This is a genomic window from Flavobacterium sp. PL002, from assembly GCF_054165825.1.
The window spans coordinates 196,047-214,981 of record NZ_CM135110.1; the positions used below are offsets into that span (position 1 = coordinate 196,047).

Sequence of the window (18,935 nt, forward strand, 5' to 3'; positions counted from 1 at the left end):
CTAATTTAAGCATAATTCTTAAAAAAAGGGGCAGCCTATTGCAACTATTTTTATAATCTCTTTGAGAATCTCTAAATCAATCTGTCAACAATTATTAAAACATAAAAATAAAGTAGGATTTCAATACGAATACTATCTTTGCCAGGATGAATATACTAATAATAGAAGACGACACGACCATTAGCCAGAACATAAGTTTGGCTTTAAAATCAGAACAAAAAAATGAAAATAAAGATTGATAAATTCGTTATCGCCATAGTTATTACCCTTTTTCTATCGTACTTATTTCCGCAGTTTGGGGGTAAATCAAGTCCGTTAGATTTAGACAAAATGGCGAGTATAGGAATTTCACTGCTGTTTTTTTTCTACGGACTTAAATTAAGCCCGGAGCAAATAAAAAGCGGATTGGTAAACTGGAAGCTGCATCTGTTGGTGCAGGCTTCCACTTTTTTACTATTTCCTATAATTGTATTGTTGTTTTATCCTTTAATGCAAACAGAAAATACTAAAACCATTTGGTTGGCTTTTTTCTTTATCGCTTCCCTTCCATCTACTGTTTCATCAAGTGTGGTCATGGTTTCGATCGCAAAAGGAAACATTCCTGCAGCCATTTTTAATGCCAGTATTTCGGGATTGATTGGGATAGCGATAACACCATTATGGATGGGTTTATTTTTGAATAGTAAAGCGGCTAATTTCGATTTGAGCACCATCTATTTTAAATTAATCACAGAAGTTTTGGCTCCTGTAATTGTTGGACTGCTATTGCACCGTTTTCTAGGAAAACTAGCTGCTAAGTACAACAGCTACTTAACGACCTTTGACAAATCAGTAATTTTATTAATCATCTATAAAACCTATGCCACTTCATTTGAGGAAGGTATTTTTAGCATTTTGAGCCTAACAAACCTTGCTCTTATTGCAATATGTGTGCTGGCATTATTTTATTGCGTTTATCTTACCATTGGTTTAGTTGCTAAAAAACTAAATTTCAAACACGAGGATCGCATTACAGCACAATTTTGTGGAACTAAAAAATCGCTCGTTCACGGAACTATTTTTTCGAAAATACTTTTTCAAAATGTGGCTGCCATGGGAATTATCCTCTTGCCCCTGATGATTTTTCACGGAATACAGATTTTTGTTATTAGTATCATTGCTAATAAATATGCCAAAGAGTAACACCCATTAATTCTTACACACAGCTTAAGTATTTGTTAATAGAAGCCAGATTTAAAAACGACTTGATTAATTTTGTATAGCAATAAATCATACCCTAAAATCTATTTTTTATTAATGAATCATCTTGACAAAGCTAATTTTATCGAACAAGACACTTTTATCTATTGCCTAGAAGGCGTTGCTGATGTAGAAATAGCAACAGAAACTGAGGTAGTCGTTAATTTAGAGCAACTCGCTTTTAACTATGGTGTGGCAAGTATTTATAAAACTTGTGATACTATTGAAGGGCTTGAGGACAGCTTGAATGCCTTGATTTATGATGACCATGGTTTCAAGGATTACGAAATCATCTATCTCGTTATGAAAGGCGAAGACAATAGCATTTGCTTGAATGATTATTTCTACACTCTTGATGAAATAGCCGAAATTTTTGAAGGTAAATTAACTGGTAAAATAGTTCATTTTGCCAATTCAAAAGTCCTAGACTTAAGCTCAGACGAAGCACAGTTTTTTATAGATGTTACTGGCGCCAAAGCCATTTCAGGCTATGGTACCGCATTTAATAGTTTGACGAGTATTAATCTTGACAAAGCATTTTTTAGTTTTTTTAAGGAGAATGATAACGTATTTGAAATCGTAGAAGAGCTGCATCAGAAAAATTACGATTTGTGTAAGCTACTCGATTTTAGATTGTATTACTAAAATCACAAGGAACTTCTTGTTGTAAAAGCCGTTTACTAATTTCCTTTTTGCTTTCGCCAAAGCGCAAATTCTGCTACCCATTTTTCGTTTGTTGCTGGATACAAACCTATCACGGCGTTTCCTTGCTGTACTTTTTCTAGCACAAAATCTTCAAACAAGGTCATTTCGATACATTCACTAGCTACTTCGTCAACAATATGTGCGGGAATTACCATCACACCATCATCATCACCCACAAGAACGTCACCCGGAAAAACGGCTACATCACCACAGGCAATTGGTACATTTATGTCTAGCGCTTCATGTAACGTGAGGTTGGTGGGAGCACTTGGTCTTGAATGATAGGAAGGGATGGCGAGCTTAGCAATATTAGCCGAATCTCTAAAACCACCGTCTGTTACAACTCCTGCAACACCACGTACCATTAATCTAGTTACTAAAATGTCGCCACCTGAAGCCGCGCGTGCATCTTTGCGACTATCAATTACAAGCACATGACCCGCAGGACAATTCTCTACCGCCACACGCTGCGGATGATCGGCATTTCTAAAAACGGTAATTGGGTTGCGGTCTTCACGAGCTGGGATTGATCGCAACGTATACGCCTCGCCTACCATATTAGGTTTCCCTAATTGTAATGGTTTTACATCTTGAATAAACTGGTTTTTAAACCCTTTTTTAAACAAGCAAGTTGCGATTGTTGGCGTACTTATTGTTTGTAATTTCGCTTTGGTTGCTGCTGATAATCCTGCCATTTGTAGTGCTATTTAATAATAAACTAAGGTATGCTTTTTTTGGTTAACCAATTAGAGTCAATGTAGATTTTAATTTGAATAGTTTAAAATAACCTTAAAAAAGGTTGCTTTCTTTCAAGTGGAAGAATTGTATACTAACTTTATCAAAAATTAAAATGATGCAAAACACCTATTCTCTTGTTTTTCAACCAACACCAGAAATAGTAGCAGAAATAAGCGTTTTAAAAGAGCGTTTAGCAACCAAAATTGGCTGGTATAACAGTAAAAATTCCTTGGCGCACATTACCATCGGTGAATTTGTAGCATCCGATGAGCAGTTAGCAATCATAACAAAACAAGTAACTCGAATAGCAGATTCGGTTTCAGCAGTTCCAGTAATTTTAGAACACTATGGAAGTTACCCTAACGGTGCCTTTTTCATAGCCCCAAATGCTATTTCTAAACAAGCACTAGTTCCTATTATGAAACGTTTTCATAAGGAGATACGTTTTTCTATCACTCATAAAAGTGTAGATCCACATGTATCTATTGCTAGAAAATTAACTGCTGATAAACTTATCATTGCAAATGAGTTGTTTACATCGGTTGCAATGCATTTTCTTTGTGAAGCAGTAATTTTAAGAAGATTTGATGTTGATGCTAAACAATTTGAAGTTATTGCGAGTTTCAACTTCAATGGAAATACTAAAATGGAAGTTATTCAAACGTCGTTGTTCTAGATAATAATAAAACCCAAGGAGCTTTATTAACGTAAATGTTGTCAGGAAATAAATTTTAAATCGTCCATTAAATTAAATATCTTTATGAAAAACAATATGCGTGTTCAATTAATCATAATAAGTTTCTTTTTTTCGATAGCAATTGCAGCTCAAAGTACAATTCCTAAAGTTTTGAAATTACTGAATAAAGAATCAGTTCCTTATATTATGGTAGATGCTTTAAATGAAACTGATAAGTTTGTATTTCTCGACGCTAGAGAGCTTAATGAGTACAATGTAAGTCATATTAAAAATGCTGTGTTCATAGGCTATGACCACTTTGAGAATGAAAAGGTAACCACTATTATTAAAGATAAAAACACACCCATTGTAGTGTATTGTTCCATAGGTGTACGTAGTGAAAACATAGGAGAAAAATTGCAAAAGCTAGGTTACACTAAAGTTTTCAACCTTTACGGTGGAATATTCGAATATAAAAATAAGGGTAGAAAGGTAGTCAACAATCAAAATAAAGAAACAGATAGTGTGCATACTTTTAATAAAAAATGGAGCAAGTATTTAACTAAAGGGAAGAAAATATATGAAAACTAAGGCATTACTTATTTTTACACGAAACCCTGAGTTAGGCAAAGTCAAAACTAGATTAGCAAAAACAATTGGAGATGAAAATGCTTTAACGGTTTACAAAGACTTGTTGTTGCATACTAAGAATGTAACGCATGCCATTGACTGTGATAAATTTGTGTTTTATGATACTGCAATAATAAATGATGATATTTGGTTAGATGAATTTTATATTAAAAAACTTCAGGCAAGTGGTGATTTAGGAGACCGAATGCAGCAGGCTTTTGATTCTCTTTTTGGAATGGGTTATAAACATTGCGTAATTGTAGGCAGTGATTTATTTGATTTAAGAGCTTCACAAATCGAAATGGCATTTAAAAAATTAGAAAATAACGATGCCGTACTAGGTCCTGCAGAGGATGGCGGTTATTATTTATTGGGTTTAAACCAAAGCAATAAAGACGTATTTCAGAATAAAGAATGGGGAACAGCTACGGTATTTGAGGCGACAGTAAATGATTTAGAAGGTAAAAAAGTTACTTTATTAGAAACCTTAAACGATATTGATACTTTTGAAGATTTGAGTCGCAGTGATTATAATTGTAGCCTTTTTGAAAATAAAATAAAAGTAAAGCATAATTAAAAAATGAATAAATACATAGACTTAATAATCAACTCGTACAGCGGATATTTTAATTACTTAAAAGAGGAAATTCTATACTGGAAATGGGACAACTATTTCTATGGTTTAATTGCGATTTCATTAGTGGTATGGCTTCTTGAGATTTTGTTTCCTTGGCGAAAAAAACAAGCCATTTTTAGAAAAGATTTCTGGTTGGACTTATTCTACTTATTTTTTAATTTTTTCTTACTTAATTTGATTCTGCTTATTGCTTTGTCTAATATTACTTCGCAACTTATAAATGACTTTTTATCACTTTTTGGTTTTGAGTTAACATCAATTCAGCTTTTTTCTCTATCTCAATTACCTACACCACTAGCGTTGTTTGCGTTTTTTATGATAAGTGATTTCCTCCAATGGACGGTTCATATACTATTGCACCGCATACCTTTTTTATGGAAAATACATAAAACCCACCATAGCATTAAAGTGATGGGGTTTGCAGCTCATTTTAGATACAACTGGATGGAACCTATTGTGTACAAATCAATATTGTATCTTCCTATTATTTTAATAGGTGGTGTGGATCTTCAAGATGTTTTTATCGTTCATTTTATTACAATTGCTATTGGTCATTTAAACCATGCTAATATAGGTTGGGACTATGGCTATTTAAAATACATTTTAAACAATCCTAAAATGCACATTTGGCATCACAGTAAAGAAATGCCTAATAAATATGGAGTGAATTTTGGCATCTCGTTGAGTTTATGGGATTACCTATTTAAAACAAATTATATCCCAACTGACGGTAGAGATATTGAACTTGGATTTAGTGACGAAAACGAATTTCCTAAAGATTTTATTCATCAAGAATTCTATCCTTTAAAAAAATAATTATTTTTTTTTGTCAGGAAACATAAAGGCTGCAGTCTCTTATAATAAGAACACAAAAAACAAAAACAAAATGAAAAAATTATTATACAGCTTAATGCTATTGCCTTTACTTTCTTGCGGAAAAACAAAAAGTAATGTAGAATTGCCTGCTCAGGAAACTCAAATTACAGTCACAGATGATGCAAAAAACATAAGCCATTCAAAATGGAATACATTATTACAAAGAAATGTAAGTGCTAATGGAACTGTAAACTACAAAGGGTTTCAAAAAAACAGTGGAGAACTACAGTCCTACTTAAATGAATTAGCTGCTAACGTACCTACAAAATACACCTCACGCAATGCTACACTTGCCTACTGGATTAATGCTTACAATGCCTTTACAGTAAAATTAATTTTAGACAATTACCCTACTAAAAGTATTAAAGATATTAAAGATCCTTGGGGACAAAAATTCTTTACTCTAGGAAATAAAAAATACAGTTTAGAGGAAATAGAGCATGAAATATTGCGTAAAATGGGAGAACCAAGAATTCATTTTGCTATTAACTGTGCATCATTTTCATGTCCTAGTTTATTGAACGAAGCCTATACTGAAAGTAAGCTAAGTAATCAACTGAGCGCTGCTTCAAAAAGATTTATTAATGATAAATCAAAAAACACAATCACAGCAAACAAAGTAGAAATTTCAAAAATATTTGATTGGTTTGAAGGAGATTTCAAGAAAAAAGGATCCGTTATCGATTTCTTAAATCAGTACAGTACTACTAAAATTAATAGTAACGCTAAAATTAGTTACAAGGACTATAACTGGAGCTTGAATGAATAAGCTTTCGATCATCATTCCTGTTTTAAATGAAATAAGTACAATAGCAACTACAATAGCACATCTTGAAAAAGTACTTTCAAAAAAAATAGCTTATGAAATCATTATTGTAGATGGCGGTAGTATTGACGGCACTATTGAAAAAATAAAAGCCAATGATGCTTTAAAATTAGTTTTATCTAAAAAAGGGAGAGCTAAACAAATGAATACAGGAGCAAATAGTGCTTCAGGAGATATTTTGTATTTTTTGCATTGTGATAGCTTTCCGCCACAAGATTTTGATTTAGCTATTATTAGCCAAGTTAGCCAAGGAAATAAAGCGGGTTGTTTTAGAATGGAATTTAATGATAACCACCCCGTTTTAAGACTATCGCAATGGTTTACAAGGATAAATCATATTGCTTTTAGAGGTGGTGATCAATCGCTATTTGTTACAACGCAACTATTTCAAGACATCAAAGGATTTAATGAAGAGTATGTAATTTATGAAGACAATGATATTATTAGTAGGCTTTATGCAAAAAAACAATTCGTTGTTATCCCGTTAACACTCTTTACATCATCAAGAAGGTACCGTCAAAATGGTGTTTGGCGATTACAATATCATTTTGCGATGATTCATTTTAAACGGAAATTAGGTCACAGTCCAGAGCAGCTGCTCAATTATTACAAACAGAATATCCTATAATAAAAGCTTACAAAAACAAACAATTAAATTTAAGAGAATCATTATGAAGAAAATTGCCACTACCCTATTAATCGCTACTTTAGTACTTGTAGGCTGTAAAAAGAAGGAAGAAAACGAAACTTTTGCATCGAAAACAGAAAAAGCACACGAAAAAGAACAGTTCGCAAATAAACAAGCAATTTCATATGATATAGTATTAGATTTTGGTGGAAAAGAAAGACTGAATGCTACTATTACCACCCTAACGAATTCTGCTGAAACCATAATAGCATTAAAAGATGGTTCTAAAATCATTACAAACAAAGACAAAGTGTACTACTCTCCTACTTTTGAAAATGAGGAATCTATTCGTTTTGATGCTTATACCTGGAATTATTTTTTCCTTTTTCCATATAAGTTAAACGACCCAGGAACTATCTGGAATGCGTATGACAATAAAGAGAAAGACAGTGAAAATTACTTAACCGAAAAATTATCATTCAAATCAGGTACAGGAGATGCTCCAGATGATTGGTATGTAGTTTATGCTGACAAAAAAACAAACTTGATTGAAAAAGCCGCTTACATTGTGAGCTTAATGTCTGGTAAAGAAGAAGCTGAAAAAAACCCACATGCCATTCAATATTTAGATTATAAAAAAGTTGACGGAATTCCAGTTGCTACAAAATGGGTTTTCTGGGGATGGAAAGAAGGACAAGGACTTACTGATGAGTTGGGTCATGCTACTTTATCAAATATTAAATTTATTACCGTAGATGATACTACTTTTAAAATTGGAGAAAATTTTAAAACCAAATAAGAAACTATTACGTAAGTACTAATATAAAGTTTGCGTCTCACTCTCAAATTTTTTAATAAACTCTAAATATGGAACATATTGTCATTATTGGTAACGGAATTTCAGGAGTTACACTAGCACGCCATATTCGAAAAAAATCGAATTCTAAAATAACAATTGTCTCTGCTGAGCATGAATTTTTCTTTTCAAGAACAGCATTGATGTATGTTTTTATGGGACACATGAAGTTGGAACACACACAACCTTATGAAAACAACTTTTGGAAAAAGAATAATATCGATTTAAAACAAGGATTGGTGACTGCTGTAGTTCCTGCGTCAAAAGAAATTTTGTTAGAAAATAACATACGTATTCCTTATGACAAGTTAGTTCTTGCAACGGGTTCAAAACCTAATAAATATGGTTGGCCAGGACAAGATTTACAAGGTGTTACTGGTTTGTACCACAAGCAAGACTTAGAGGCGTTAGAAAAATGGGCTCCTACTACTAAACGTGCTGTAATTGTTGGCGGAGGATTAATAGGAATTGAACTTGCTGAGATGTTGCGCGCTAGAGATATTGCAGTTACTTTCTTGGTTCGTGAAAATAGTTTCTGGAGTGGTGTTTTGCCTTCTGGCGAAAGCCAAATGATTAACCGACATATTTTAGAACATCATATTGATTTGCGTCTAGAAACAAACCTGGTAGAAATACTTTCGGATGATAAAGGACATGTTAAAGCAATTGTCACTGATAAAGGAGAGACAATAGACTGCGAAATTGTAGGATTGACTGCAGGTGTATCACCTAATGTTGATTTCTTAAAAGACTCTGGAATTGAATTAGGTCGTGGGGTTCTTGTGAATCGTTTTTTAGAAACAAATAGTAAAGACATTTACGCTATAGGTGATTGTGCTGAGCAACATGAAGGCATTGATCAACGTCGTCCTATAGAGGCCGTTTGGTATACCGGTAGAATGATGGGCGAAGCATTAGCGCAAACTTTAACGGGTACGCCTACGCAATATAAACCAGGGCATTGGTTCAATTCGGCTAAATTTTTAGACATTGAGTACCAAACTTACGGATGGGTTTGGGCTAAAGCTAAAGAGAATGAAACCCATTTTTACTGGGAACATACTGGTGGTAAGAAAGCAATTAGAATATCCTTTGATAAAAACAGTCGTGAATTTCTTGGAATAAACACTTTTGGAATCCGTATGCGTCATGAGTTTTTTGACAAAGTGCTTACAGAGAAAAAAACGGTTGATTATGTGATGCATCATTTAGCAGAAGCTAATTTTGATCCGGAATTTTTTACAAGTTACAATAAAGAAATACAAGCACAGTTCACAAGCGCTTTCAATGGATTAAAAACAGAATAAAATGAGTAAATCAGTAGAAAATATATCGATAGCATCCCATGAGAATAACTCCATGGATAGTGTTCAAAAAGCAGCTATCTCACTAGGGTTAGTTGGCTTATTCATAATGGCATTAGCATTATTCAATGTTAATTTCCCAAATAAAGGAATCTGGTTAGCAGGAGCTATAATTGCAATATTTGCAGGAATAATACTCTATGCAAACAGAACGTATTTAAACCAACCCGAAGGAATAAAAAACAATGGTGTTTGGCACAAATCATTAACTAGCAAAGGAAATTGGGCTTGGATGATTGGAATTATTCTTACCTCATTTTATGTGGTTTTGTATTGGTTTCCAAAGTATTTAGGTCTTGGAGAAAACGGAGCTGCAAACAGCGGAATAGTAGGTTTCTTTGATCCTTTAAGCATTATATTAAACGGAAAACCTGCAAGCCAATGGTTTGTATATGGTACTTTATACACTATTGCTATTTTAGGTTTAGGATATAAATTCATATTAAAATACCGTCATAACAAATACCAACTAGTACGTACGTTATCAGTGATGTTTTTCCAACTTGGATTTGCATTCTTGATTCCTGAAATTCTAGAAAAAATGAATCCTGACAAAGCTTATTTTGCTAAGGATTTAAAGAACATGTGGCCTTTAAACTATTATTTCTTTAATGACTGGCATCTTAAAGCCATGCTTGATGGAGGAAATTTAGGAATGTTCATGTTGGTTTTTGGAATTGCGATGATTTTTATTATCTCCCCTATTCTTACTTATTTTTACGGTAAGAGATGGTATTGTTCATGGGTTTGTGGTTGTGGTGGACTAGCTGAAACAGCTGGAGATAGCTTTAGACATTTATCAAATAAATCAACAGTTTCATGGAAAATTGAACGTTGGATGATTCATAGTGTTCTTGTATTCTCCTTTGTAATGACAATTGCTGTAATTTTTACTTTCTTGTCTAACAACCCCGAAATGAGTTTTATCACTAGAGGGCAATTCATTTGGGGCATCGTAATTTTTCTGGTTGTTTTCACATCTGCCTTGTATATTTTCAAAAGAAAAGACATGGATAAAGATGCGATTTATACTATGGTTTCGTTAGTAGTTATAATTATTATATCTTTGCTCCTCAATTATTTTTCTGGAAATCAAAACATTCTGTTTTTAGATAGTAATTCGTTAAGAGAATGGTATGGTTTTGCTATAGGTGCTGCGTTTAGTGGTGTAATAGGTGTTGGGTTTTATCCAATACTAGGAAACCGTGTGTGGTGTCGTTTTGGTTGTCCTATGGCAGCTATATTAGGACTACAACAACGCTTATTTTCGAAATTTAGAATTACTACTAATGGCGGACAATGTATTTCATGTGGAAACTGTTCAACATACTGCGAAATGGGAATTGATGTTCGTAGTTATGCTCAAAAAGGAGAGAATATCGTGCGTTCTTCTTGTGTAGGTTGTGGTGTTTGTTCAGCGGTGTGCCCACGTGGAGTACTAAAATTAGAAAATGATACTCCTGCGGGAAGAATCAACTCTAATGAGATTTTACTAGGAAATGATGTAGATTTAATGGATTTAATAAACCAAAAATAAATATAAAATTTCAAATGAAAAAAATTACTCTAACGCTTTGCTTTTTTGCTCTAACTTTTATTTCACGGGCACAGACTACACAATTATTTTTTGAACAAACTTCAGAATTTCTAAAGAAAAATGTAAGCCCTGAAGGTAAAGTAGATTATTTTACTATTAAAAAAAGTCCTGGAGAGCTCATCTATATTTTAAGTAACATAGAAAAATTAGACACTAAATTTAGTGACAAAAAATTAGCCAAAGCATTCTGGATAAATGTGTATAACCTTGAAGTTATTAGAGCAGTTGTTGATTTATATCCAGTACCAACTGTAGAAAAAGTACCTGGTTTTTTTGATGCAACTCCTTTTACTGTTGGTAATCAACAATTGACACTTAATGATATACAAAACGTTATTCTTAGAGATTTATTCTTTGATTCAGCAGTACATTTTACTTTAGCATGTGGTGCAAATGGTGGAGCTCCACTCTTAAATACAGCGTACATCCCTAGTAAAATTGACGAGCAAATTAAACATCAAGCAACTTTAGTAATTAATTCAAAAGACTATTTCTATATTAATAAAGACTTAAAAATTATCGAACTACCTAAAATATTTGAATGGTATAAAAAAGATTTTGCCGTTAACTATTTTAATGAAATCGATTTTATAAATCTTTTTTTAGAAAAAAAAATAGATAATACATTAACGGTGAAAACCTATGACTTTGACTGGTCTTTAAACAAAATATAACTTTATTTAGAAAGTGTTTTTTGTTTGACCATTAATAAATACAAACAAAATGATCAAATCTCTTTTCTTACTTATTTTATTCTCTTTTTCACCTGCTACTGTAGAAAAAACCTATTTTAAAAATTATTTTGAAAATGGTAATTTGAAATCAGAAGGATGGATATCACAAAATCAAAAAGTTGATTACTGGTATTATTATTATGAGAATGGAACTAAGAAATCAGAGGGTCACTTTGAAGCAAACAAAAAAATCAATTGGTGGTTGTTTTATAATCAAAACGGTACCATTGAGAAAAAAGTTGAGTTTAAAAACAACATCCAAGAAGGGCTTTGTTTAATCTATAAAAACGGAGACCTTGTTAAAGGAGAACAATTTACAAAAGGGATAAAAACCAAAGAATGGAATTCTATTTCAGCATATAAAGAAGACAATCCCTGAATAAAAAATTAATGAATAAAATAAAAGTAATTATACCTGCTTACAATGAAGAAAAAGCGATTGCAAATGTCATTCGTGATATTCCAAATTGCGTTTCTGAAATAATTGTAATCAGCAATAATTCTACAGATAATACGATAACAGTGGCCCAAAATGCTGGTGCCACTGTATTATCTGAAAATAGAAAAGGATATGGATATGCCTGTTTAAAAGGGCTAGAGTACATTTCCAAACAAGAAATTAAGCCAGACATTATTGTATTTCTAGATGGCGATTATTCTGATTATCCAGAAGAGCTTACTAAGCTAATTGCCCCTATTGTAAACGACAATATTGATTTTGTTATAGGCGCTCGAGTAGCACGTTTAAGAGAAAAAAACTCCATGACACCACAACAAGTTTTTGGTAATTGGTTGGCAACTTTTTTAATGAAAATATTATTTAAAGCAACATTTACTGATTTAGGTCCTTTTAGAGCCATAAAGTATGATAAATTACTCGCTTTGAATATGGAAGATAAAACCTATGGTTGGACTGTTGAAATGCAACTTAAAGCATTAAAACAAAAAATGTCATATGTAGAAATCCCTGTTAGATATAAAAACAGAATAGGAGTTTCTAAAATTTCAGGTACTGTAAAAGGAACTTTTATGGCTGGAATAAAAATAATAGGTTGGATTTTTAAATACACTTATAAATAAAACCTAAAAGGTTAAAAAATACCATGCTACAGCTTTCTTACATTATCGTAATCCTTTACGCAATCTCTATTTTACTTGTCTTTTTTTATAGTTTAGCACAGTTCAATTTACTGTTAAATTATCTTAAAAGTAAAAAAGTTAAGGACGAATCCATACAATTTGACTTTTCAAATATTGAAGAAATTCCTTATGTTACCATACAACTCCCTATTTATAATGAAAAATACGTTATCGAGCGTTTATTAACAACGATCGCACAACTTAATTACCCTAAAGAGAAACTAGAGATACAAGTTTTAGACGACAGTACTGATGATAGCGTACTTGAAACTGCAGCGCTAATCAAGCAAATTGCTGCTACTGGAATTGATATTACACAAATACAAAGAACCAATAGATCCGGTTTTAAAGCAGGTGCTTTAAAAGAAGGGTTGGTTCATGCAAAAGGCGAGTTTATAGCAATTTTTGATGCCGACTTTGTACCTCAAAAAGATTGGCTTTACAAAACGATTCCGTATTTTAAAGATCCTAAAATTGGTGTCGTTCAAACACGTTGGGGGCATTTAAACCGTGACTATTCCTTACTTACAAAAATTCAAGCATTTGCACTTGATGCCCACTTTACCTTAGAACAAGTGGGACGAAATTCTAAATCCCACTTTATCAATTTTAACGGTACCGCTGGAGTATGGAGAAAAGAATGTATTCTTGACGCAGGAAATTGGGAAAGTGATACACTTACTGAAGATCTTGATTTGAGCTATAGAGCCCAATTAAAAAACTGGAAATTCAAATATTTAGAGCAAGTAGAAACTCCAGCTGAATTACCTGCAATTATAAGTGCTGCACGTTCTCAGCAATTTAGATGGAACAAAGGTGGTGCCGAAAATTTTAGTAAAAATGCAATTCGTTTAACTAAATCTAAAACTACTGGTTTTAAAACTAAAGTGCACGGAGTATTACATTTACTTAATAGTACTATGTTTCTTGCCGTTTTTATCATGGCAATTTTAAGTGTTCCCGTTTTATATATCAAAAATAAATACCTACAATTTGACGCAATATTTGATGTATTAGTCTTTTTTGTAATCAGTTCATTGCTTTTTTTCATCAGCTACTGGGTTACATTCAAAAGTTTGCATGGTGGAGGTTATAAAAATTTCTTGAAATACACAAGTATGTTTTTTACTTTTTACACTATTGTAATGGGCTTTTCATTCCACAATACAATCGCTGTATTAGAGGGTTTATGGGGTAAAAAAAGTGAATTTGTTAGAACACCAAAGTTAAATATTGAAGGGCTTAAAGACAAATGGAAACAGAATACCTATTTGTCTAAAAAAATATCTAAAAACATCTTTATAGAAGGTGGTTTGATTTTGTATTTTACTTTTGGAATTTATAGTGCTTTTTTACTGAACGATTATAGCATCATTGCACTTCATGTAATGTTGATTACAGGTTTTAGCTTTGTGTTTATAAAATCCATTACTGATAATAATTAATGATTTCTTTTGCGTCAAATACTATAAAATCATACAGCTACCTTTTAATAAGTGTCTTTGTTTATAGTTATATAGGTTATGCTCTAGAACGCACCGCATTCACTAATTTAGTTTTTGCGTATGGTTTATTATTTGTTTTATTGTACCAAATCATAAAACTACAAAAACATAACATTCCTTTCCTGATAGGTGCTACCCTACTTTTTAGAATCGTTTTCATTGCTGTCTTACCTAATTTATCACAGGATTATTTCCGTTTTATTTGGGATGGGCGTTTGCTTATGCAAGGAATGAATCCTTATTTGTATTTGCCTAATGATTTAATTCATCAAAGTGGTTTTAATTTGGCTAATGCCAAAGAATTATACGACGGAATGGGCAGTTTAAGTGCCAGCCACTTCTCAAATTATCCACCTGTAAATCAATTTTTATTTGCTATTTCAGCATTTTTTGGAACTACCTCAGTTGCTAGTGCTGCGATTGTATTAAGAATCATCATCATTTTAGCAGACTTAGGAACACTTTATTTTGGAACCAAATTACTGACACAACTTGGTAAAAAAAGCTACCATCTATTTTGGTATTTACTCAATCCGTTAGTTATAATCGAACTTACTTCAAACCTGCATTTTGAAGGTGTAATGTTATTCTTTTTTGTGTGGAGTATGTATTTACTACAGCAAAATAAATGGAAAACTGCCGCATTTATTCTAGCGTTATCCATTTCAACTAAATTACTTCCGTTATTATTACTTCCGCTATTTTTACAAAAATTAGGTTTTAAAAAAGCATGCTTCTTTTATAGTATCGTGATAGCTACAAACATTGCGCTTTTCTTACCCTTTTTATCTAATGAGCTTATTCAAAATTATAGTGAAACGATAGGATTATGGTTTACAAATTTTGAATTTAATGCAAGTATTTACTATATTATTCGCGCTATAGGTTTCTGGGTAACTGGATACAATATTATTCATATTACTGGAAAAATAATTCCTGTTGCAATGATACTTTATATTGTTTACATCGCTTTTAAAAGAAAAAACAATACTATTGAAAGTTTACTTGAAAGTATGTTATTAGTATTAACAGTGTATTTTTTCACCGCTACAACTGTGCATCCTTGGTATGTAATTAATCTTTTATTGATTAGTGTTTTTACCAAATATAAATACCCTGTTGTTTGGTCCTTAACAGTGATTTTAAGTTATAGTGCATACTCAAATTCACAATTCAAAGAGAATCTGTGGTTTATAGCCATTGAATATATAGTTGTCTTTGGTTATATAATTTATGAAAAAACAGGACTTTTCGAACCTAAAAAAACAACTATTTTAAAAAGCTAACTTGGGCACATTTATAATAATCTCTTCATATTAGATGGTATAAAAAATTAATATTAAAAAAAAATACTTACTCAAAAGCCAACATAAACAAAATTATGTTGGCTTTTTTAATTCTATAATTGTCAGGAAGTTAATAAAATACCGTCTATTCATTAAAACAAATACAATTAATCAATTTAGTAGCTGCCTAATTGAGAATCTAGAAAATTCAAAACAAACCAATTGCTACGCTATAAAAATCAAACGAGTAAAACCTTAACTTTAGTTTTTACTAAATAAAAAATAAGATATGAATAAAGAAATCAAAATGTTTGGGGCTGAATGGTGTCCAGATTGTAGAAGAACCAAAGAATTTTTCACTAAAAATAACATCAAATTCGAATATATAAATATTGACATTACTCCTGAAGCTTCTCAACTTGTGGAAGGATATAACAAAGGTAAAAGAATTATTCCTACAGTATTAATTGATGATGTTGCATATAGCAATCCTCAAAATTTTGAGTTAGCACAACAGTTGGGTGTTAACAAACAAGGAAGATTGAAATTATTTGGTGCAGATTGGTGTCCTGATTGCCAACGAGCAAAACATTTTTTACAAGACAATCAAATTAATTTTGAATTCGTAGACGTAGAAACTACTGAGGGAGCGAGTGAATTTGTAATGAATGCAAACAACGGAAAAAGAATTATTCCCACCATTTTATTCAACGACAAACCTTATTCTAATCCTGATAATGCTACTCTCATGGCATTATTAGCAATCGATAAAGTAGCTGATACTAAAATTTACGATGTGCTTATCGTAGGTGGTGGTGCAGCAGGACTTACCACAGCTATTTATGCGCAAAGAGATCGTTTTGACAGTATCATACTCGAAAAGAAAAATATAGGAGGTAATGCGTTTATAACAAAAAAAATAGAAAATTACCCAGGGTTTAAAGAAGTTTCAGGACCTGATTTAATGGATCGAATGGCAGATCAAGCCGAAACACTAGGCACTAAAATTGAAACTGGCGAAGAGATCATCAATATAGAAAAAACGCAAGGCTTTTTTAAAGTTTTTACTAAAACACAAGAATACCGCTCTAAATCAATTGTCATAGGAACAGGAAGTACGTACCGAACGCTTGGTATTGAAGGCGAACAAGAACTTATTGGTTCTGGGATTCACTTTTGTGCAACTTGCGATGGTGCTTTTTATCGTGATAAAGAAGTAATTGTAATTGGAGGTGGAAACAGTGCCTTAGAAGAAGGAATGTTTTTAGCTGGATTCTGTAAAAAAGTGAGCATTATTCACCGCAGCGAACAATTTTCTGCTAATGAAATTTATACTGAGAAATTAGCCTCTTTTGCAAACATAGAAATCTATTTGAACAAAGCTCCAAAAGCATTTATTGCAAATGAAAGTGCTAGTTTTGAAAAAATGATTTACACTGATAACGAGACTGGAAAAGACGGAGAAATAAAAGCCGATGGTGTTTTTGTATTCATAGGGTTAATCCCTAATACAAAACCTTTTGAAGGATTAATCAACCTGTCTCAAAGTGGCCATATTTTAACTAAAGGGCTAAATGAAACTAGTGTTCCTGGGATTTTTGCAGCGGGAGACTGTAGATTTGGAGCCATTGCACAAGTCGCTGCAGCTACTGGCGAAGGAGTTGTCGCAAGTTTTGGAATCAAAGAATACTTGAAAAAATAAAAGCGTTATGGTATCAACGTTTGTAGTTTCTATTTTGCAAACTCAACGAGTTTAAACTTGAATTACGCATAAAATAAAATTAGCCACAGATTAAATCTTATTGAGCTGTGGCTAAAATTATGGAACTTAAAACAAAATACACTCAATGAGCATTGCTCAAAATACTATTGCATACTAATGAAACATAGCAATAAATTTAAATCAAAATGAGAGAAAAAATAAAATTTAAAAATAGTCAAGGACAACTTTTAGCCGCTTTATTAGAGCTTCCAGATGAAAAACCTTTGGGTTACGCCATATTTGCCCATTGTTTTACCTGCAATAAAAACCTAACAGCAGTTAGAAATATAGGTAAAGCGTTAAATAGTAAAGGAATTGCCGTTTTTAGGTTTGATTTTACTGGATTAGGAGAAAGTGAAGGCGACTTTGAATACACTAATTTCACTAGTAATGTAGATGATTTAGTTGCAGCAGCTGATTTTTTGAAATCAAATTACGAAGCTCCTTCAATCCTTATCGGACATTCATTGGGTGGTGCTGCAGTGCTTTTTGCTAAGCATCAAATACCTTCCATAAAAGCTGTTGTAACAATTGGTGCTCCTGCTAATCCATCACATATTTCTCATTTGTTTAATGATAGCGTTTCGGAGATTATTGAAAATGGTGCCGCTGAATTATCCATTGGCGGAAGACCCTTTAAAATAAAAGAACAATTTTTGAATGATATTAAAAGTCAGAAAATTGAAATAGCCATTGCAAATTTGAATGTTCCCATAATGATTTTCCACTCTCCTATTGATCAAACGGTAGAAATTGAGAATGCGGCCAAAATATATAAAACCGCAAAACATCCAAAATCATTTATTTCCTTAGATAAAGCGGATCATTTATTGAGCGACAAAGACGATTCTGAATTTGTGGGGTTGATGATTGCTGCTTGGGCCAAAAGGTATTTATAACAAAATCCAAGACAATATATTTCAAACTAGTTTTTGTCACAAAAGCCTGCCCTTTCCTCTTATTTTATATTAATAGAGCGGTATTTTGAATTATAACAATTACACAATTTTAGTTCTCAAAGTAATTTTTTGGCTTTAAGCCAAAGAGCAAATCCTTTTATTTATGAAAATACTAGCTTTTACGAGTGGCAAAAAACTGTATATTTGGAAAATTAAAAATACAGACAGCAATATTCATGGTCGAGAATAAAGACAACGAAAAGATAGTATTAGAAAAATGGGTGAATCAATATAGCGATGACCTCTACTCTTGGGCACTTTATAAAACATCATCTAAGGAAACAGCCGAAGACTTAGTACAAGAAACTTTCTTGGCTGCATTTAATAAAATAGCTACTTTTCAAGGAAAAAGCCAACCTAAAACTTGGTTGTTTTCGATACTTAATAATAAAGTAATTGACTATTACCGATTAAGCGCTAGAACTACAAAACAAAATTTTAGTCTTACTGAAAATAGTGGTCTTGAACTAGCTGACGCGATCTTCACTGACAATGGATGCTGGGAAAACATGAAAGTAAATACGCTCTGGGATCAGGAAGAACAGTTGCTAGACAATCCTGATTTTAATACTGTACTCCAGCATTGTATGGAGGAATTACCTACTAAATGGAAGTTAGCAATTACCTCAAAATATTTATCTGAAAAAAAGCCAGCAGATATTTGTCAGGAATTAGAAATTACATTGTCTAATTATTGGCAGATCATTCATAGAGCTAAACTGCTTATGAAAAACTGCTTAGAGGTAAAATGGGTCTAATAACGTTTTAATTTTATAG

General features: G+C 32.4%; 20 protein-coding genes. 19 read left to right on the top strand and 1 reads right to left on the bottom strand.

Features of this window, described 5'->3' with window-relative positions; translation table 11 throughout:
- Positions 1 to 222 precede the first annotated feature (222 nt).
- Together ACVEGE_RS00760 and ACVEGE_RS00765 are read left to right on the top strand one after the other, a co-directional pair.
- Positions 223 to 1,182: a bile acid:sodium symporter family protein gene (locus tag ACVEGE_RS00760; RefSeq protein WP_192501983.1), complete on the top strand. Its 960-nt coding sequence runs from the start codon at positions 223 to 225 to the stop codon at positions 1,180 to 1,182.
- 114 nt (positions 1,183 to 1,296) lie between these two features.
- Positions 1,297 to 1,884 (top strand): DUF6642 family protein, encoded by a 588-nt coding sequence (locus ACVEGE_RS00765; protein ID WP_192501982.1) that lies wholly within the window; start codon positions 1,297 to 1,299, stop codon positions 1,882 to 1,884.
- 35 nt (positions 1,885 to 1,919) lie between these two features.
- Here ACVEGE_RS00765 and ACVEGE_RS00770 read toward each other — a convergent pair whose 3' ends face one another.
- Positions 1,920 to 2,639, bottom strand: coding sequence for a ribonuclease activity regulator RraA (locus ACVEGE_RS00770; RefSeq protein ID WP_192501981.1), 720 nt, complete (start codon positions 2,637 to 2,639; stop codon positions 1,920 to 1,922).
- A gap of 155 nt (positions 2,640 to 2,794) precedes the next feature.
- On the opposite strand from ACVEGE_RS00770, the gene ACVEGE_RS00775 reads away from it, so the two are divergent.
- The 17 genes from ACVEGE_RS00775 to ACVEGE_RS00855 all read left to right on the top strand — a co-directional run bounded on the left by ACVEGE_RS00775 (position 2,795) and on the right by ACVEGE_RS00855 (position 18,916).
- Positions 2,795 to 3,358, top strand: a complete 564-nt coding sequence (locus ACVEGE_RS00775) for a 2'-5' RNA ligase family protein (RefSeq protein WP_225738197.1) — start codon at positions 2,795 to 2,797, stop codon at positions 3,356 to 3,358.
- 84 nt (positions 3,359 to 3,442) lie between these two features.
- Positions 3,443 to 3,949 carry a rhodanese-like domain-containing protein gene (locus tag ACVEGE_RS00780; RefSeq protein WP_225738196.1) on the top strand — a complete coding sequence of 169 codons (507 nt, stop codon included), beginning with the start codon at positions 3,443 to 3,445 and terminating at the stop codon, positions 3,947 to 3,949.
- Positions 3,939 to 4,565, top strand: a complete 627-nt coding sequence (locus ACVEGE_RS00785) for a TIGR04282 family arsenosugar biosynthesis glycosyltransferase (RefSeq protein WP_192501980.1) — start codon at positions 3,939 to 3,941, stop codon at positions 4,563 to 4,565. The genes ACVEGE_RS00780 and ACVEGE_RS00785 overlap by 11 nt, the downstream gene beginning before the upstream one ends.
- Before the next feature lie 3 nt (positions 4,566 to 4,568).
- Complete coding sequence (locus tag ACVEGE_RS00790; RefSeq protein WP_173854423.1) at positions 4,569 to 5,441, top strand: sterol desaturase family protein; 873 nt, start codon at positions 4,569 to 4,571, stop codon at positions 5,439 to 5,441.
- Positions 5,442 to 5,511: 70 nt separating this feature from the next.
- On the top strand, positions 5,512 to 6,270 hold the full coding sequence (locus ACVEGE_RS00795) for a DUF547 domain-containing protein (RefSeq protein WP_173854422.1): 759 nt from the start codon (positions 5,512 to 5,514) through the stop codon (positions 6,268 to 6,270).
- Entirely contained in the window at positions 6,263 to 6,955 is a 693-nt protein-coding gene (locus ACVEGE_RS00800; RefSeq protein WP_192501979.1) for a TIGR04283 family arsenosugar biosynthesis glycosyltransferase, read from the top strand. The genes ACVEGE_RS00795 and ACVEGE_RS00800 overlap by 8 nt, the downstream gene beginning before the upstream one ends.
- A gap of 43 nt (positions 6,956 to 6,998) precedes the next feature.
- Positions 6,999 to 7,754, top strand: a complete 756-nt coding sequence (locus ACVEGE_RS00805) for a DUF6503 family protein (protein ID WP_192501978.1) — start codon at positions 6,999 to 7,001, stop codon at positions 7,752 to 7,754.
- Between the two features lie 68 nt (positions 7,755 to 7,822).
- On the top strand, positions 7,823 to 9,118 hold the full coding sequence (locus ACVEGE_RS00810; RefSeq protein ID WP_192501977.1) for an NAD(P)/FAD-dependent oxidoreductase: 1,296 nt from the start codon (positions 7,823 to 7,825) through the stop codon (positions 9,116 to 9,118).
- Position 9,119: 1 nt separating this feature from the next.
- Positions 9,120 to 10,712, top strand: coding sequence for a 4Fe-4S binding protein (locus ACVEGE_RS00815; protein ID WP_192501976.1), 1,593 nt, complete (start codon positions 9,120 to 9,122; stop codon positions 10,710 to 10,712).
- Positions 10,713 to 10,726: 14 nt separating this feature from the next.
- The gene (locus tag ACVEGE_RS00820; protein ID WP_173857390.1) at positions 10,727 to 11,446 is read left to right on the top strand and encodes a DUF547 domain-containing protein; all 720 of its coding nucleotides are present in this window, start codon (positions 10,727 to 10,729) and stop codon (positions 11,444 to 11,446) included.
- 49 nt (positions 11,447 to 11,495) lie between these two features.
- Positions 11,496 to 11,885 carry a toxin-antitoxin system YwqK family antitoxin gene (locus tag ACVEGE_RS00825; RefSeq protein WP_173854416.1) on the top strand — a complete coding sequence of 130 codons (390 nt, stop codon included), beginning with the start codon at positions 11,496 to 11,498 and terminating at the stop codon, positions 11,883 to 11,885.
- Between the two features lie 11 nt (positions 11,886 to 11,896).
- The gene (locus ACVEGE_RS00830) at positions 11,897 to 12,586 is read left to right on the top strand and encodes a glycosyltransferase family 2 protein (protein WP_192501975.1); all 690 of its coding nucleotides are present in this window, start codon (positions 11,897 to 11,899) and stop codon (positions 12,584 to 12,586) included.
- Positions 12,587 to 12,609: 23 nt separating this feature from the next.
- Positions 12,610 to 14,091, top strand: coding sequence for a cellulose synthase family protein (locus ACVEGE_RS00835; protein ID WP_192501974.1), 1,482 nt, complete (start codon positions 12,610 to 12,612; stop codon positions 14,089 to 14,091).
- Complete coding sequence (locus ACVEGE_RS00840) at positions 14,091 to 15,437, top strand: glycosyltransferase 87 family protein (RefSeq protein ID WP_192501973.1); 1,347 nt, start codon at positions 14,091 to 14,093, stop codon at positions 15,435 to 15,437. Before ACVEGE_RS00835 ends, ACVEGE_RS00840 begins: the two co-directional genes overlap by 1 nt.
- A gap of 289 nt (positions 15,438 to 15,726) precedes the next feature.
- A complete protein-coding gene (locus ACVEGE_RS00845; protein ID WP_192501972.1) occupies positions 15,727 to 17,139 on the top strand; it encodes an FAD-dependent oxidoreductase in 1,413 nt (470 codons plus the stop codon).
- A 206-nt stretch (positions 17,140 to 17,345) separates the two neighbouring features.
- Positions 17,346 to 18,098 (top strand): alpha/beta hydrolase family protein, encoded by a 753-nt coding sequence (locus ACVEGE_RS00850; RefSeq protein WP_192501971.1) that lies wholly within the window; start codon positions 17,346 to 17,348, stop codon positions 18,096 to 18,098.
- Between the two features lie 236 nt (positions 18,099 to 18,334).
- Positions 18,335 to 18,916: a sigma-70 family RNA polymerase sigma factor gene (locus ACVEGE_RS00855; RefSeq protein ID WP_173854410.1), complete on the top strand. Its 582-nt coding sequence runs from the start codon at positions 18,335 to 18,337 to the stop codon at positions 18,914 to 18,916.
- The last annotated feature ends 19 nt before the right edge of the window (positions 18,917 to 18,935 follow it).

What these genes read in the sequence shown, in the direction of transcription:
- ACVEGE_RS00855 (WP_173854410.1), top strand. Translation starts at nt 18,335, where the DNA reads ATGGTCGAGAATAAAGACAACGAAAAGATAGTATTAGAAAAATGGGTG.
- ACVEGE_RS00760 (WP_192501983.1), top strand. Translation starts at nt 223, where the DNA reads ATGAAAATAAAGATTGATAAATTCGTTATCGCCATAGTTATTACCCTT.
- ACVEGE_RS00840 (WP_192501973.1), top strand. Translation starts at nt 14,091, where the DNA reads ATGATTTCTTTTGCGTCAAATACTATAAAATCATACAGCTACCTTTTA.
- ACVEGE_RS00810 (WP_192501977.1), top strand. Translation starts at nt 7,823, where the DNA reads ATGGAACATATTGTCATTATTGGTAACGGAATTTCAGGAGTTACACTA.
- ACVEGE_RS00830 (WP_192501975.1), top strand. Translation starts at nt 11,897, where the DNA reads ATGAATAAAATAAAAGTAATTATACCTGCTTACAATGAAGAAAAAGCG.
- ACVEGE_RS00780 (WP_225738196.1), top strand. Translation starts at nt 3,443, where the DNA reads ATGAAAAACAATATGCGTGTTCAATTAATCATAATAAGTTTCTTTTTT.
- ACVEGE_RS00785 (WP_192501980.1), top strand. Translation starts at nt 3,939, where the DNA reads ATGAAAACTAAGGCATTACTTATTTTTACACGAAACCCTGAGTTAGGC.
- ACVEGE_RS00850 (WP_192501971.1), top strand. Translation starts at nt 17,346, where the DNA reads ATGAGAGAAAAAATAAAATTTAAAAATAGTCAAGGACAACTTTTAGCC.
- ACVEGE_RS00800 (WP_192501979.1), top strand. Translation starts at nt 6,263, where the DNA reads ATGAATAAGCTTTCGATCATCATTCCTGTTTTAAATGAAATAAGTACA.
- ACVEGE_RS00845 (WP_192501972.1), top strand. Translation starts at nt 15,727, where the DNA reads ATGAATAAAGAAATCAAAATGTTTGGGGCTGAATGGTGTCCAGATTGT.
- ACVEGE_RS00815 (WP_192501976.1), top strand. Translation starts at nt 9,120, where the DNA reads ATGAGTAAATCAGTAGAAAATATATCGATAGCATCCCATGAGAATAAC.
- ACVEGE_RS00765 (WP_192501982.1), top strand. Translation starts at nt 1,297, where the DNA reads ATGAATCATCTTGACAAAGCTAATTTTATCGAACAAGACACTTTTATC.
- ACVEGE_RS00805 (WP_192501978.1), top strand. Translation starts at nt 6,999, where the DNA reads ATGAAGAAAATTGCCACTACCCTATTAATCGCTACTTTAGTACTTGTA.
- ACVEGE_RS00825 (WP_173854416.1), top strand. Translation starts at nt 11,496, where the DNA reads ATGATCAAATCTCTTTTCTTACTTATTTTATTCTCTTTTTCACCTGCT.
- ACVEGE_RS00770 (WP_192501981.1), bottom strand. Translation starts at nt 2,639, where the DNA reads ATGGCAGGATTATCAGCAGCAACCAAAGCGAAATTACAAACAATAAGT.
- ACVEGE_RS00835 (WP_192501974.1), top strand. Translation starts at nt 12,610, where the DNA reads ATGCTACAGCTTTCTTACATTATCGTAATCCTTTACGCAATCTCTATT.
- ACVEGE_RS00795 (WP_173854422.1), top strand. Translation starts at nt 5,512, where the DNA reads ATGAAAAAATTATTATACAGCTTAATGCTATTGCCTTTACTTTCTTGC.
- ACVEGE_RS00790 (WP_173854423.1), top strand. Translation starts at nt 4,569, where the DNA reads ATGAATAAATACATAGACTTAATAATCAACTCGTACAGCGGATATTTT.
- ACVEGE_RS00820 (WP_173857390.1), top strand. Translation starts at nt 10,727, where the DNA reads ATGAAAAAAATTACTCTAACGCTTTGCTTTTTTGCTCTAACTTTTATT.
- ACVEGE_RS00775 (WP_225738197.1), top strand. Translation starts at nt 2,795, where the DNA reads ATGATGCAAAACACCTATTCTCTTGTTTTTCAACCAACACCAGAAATA.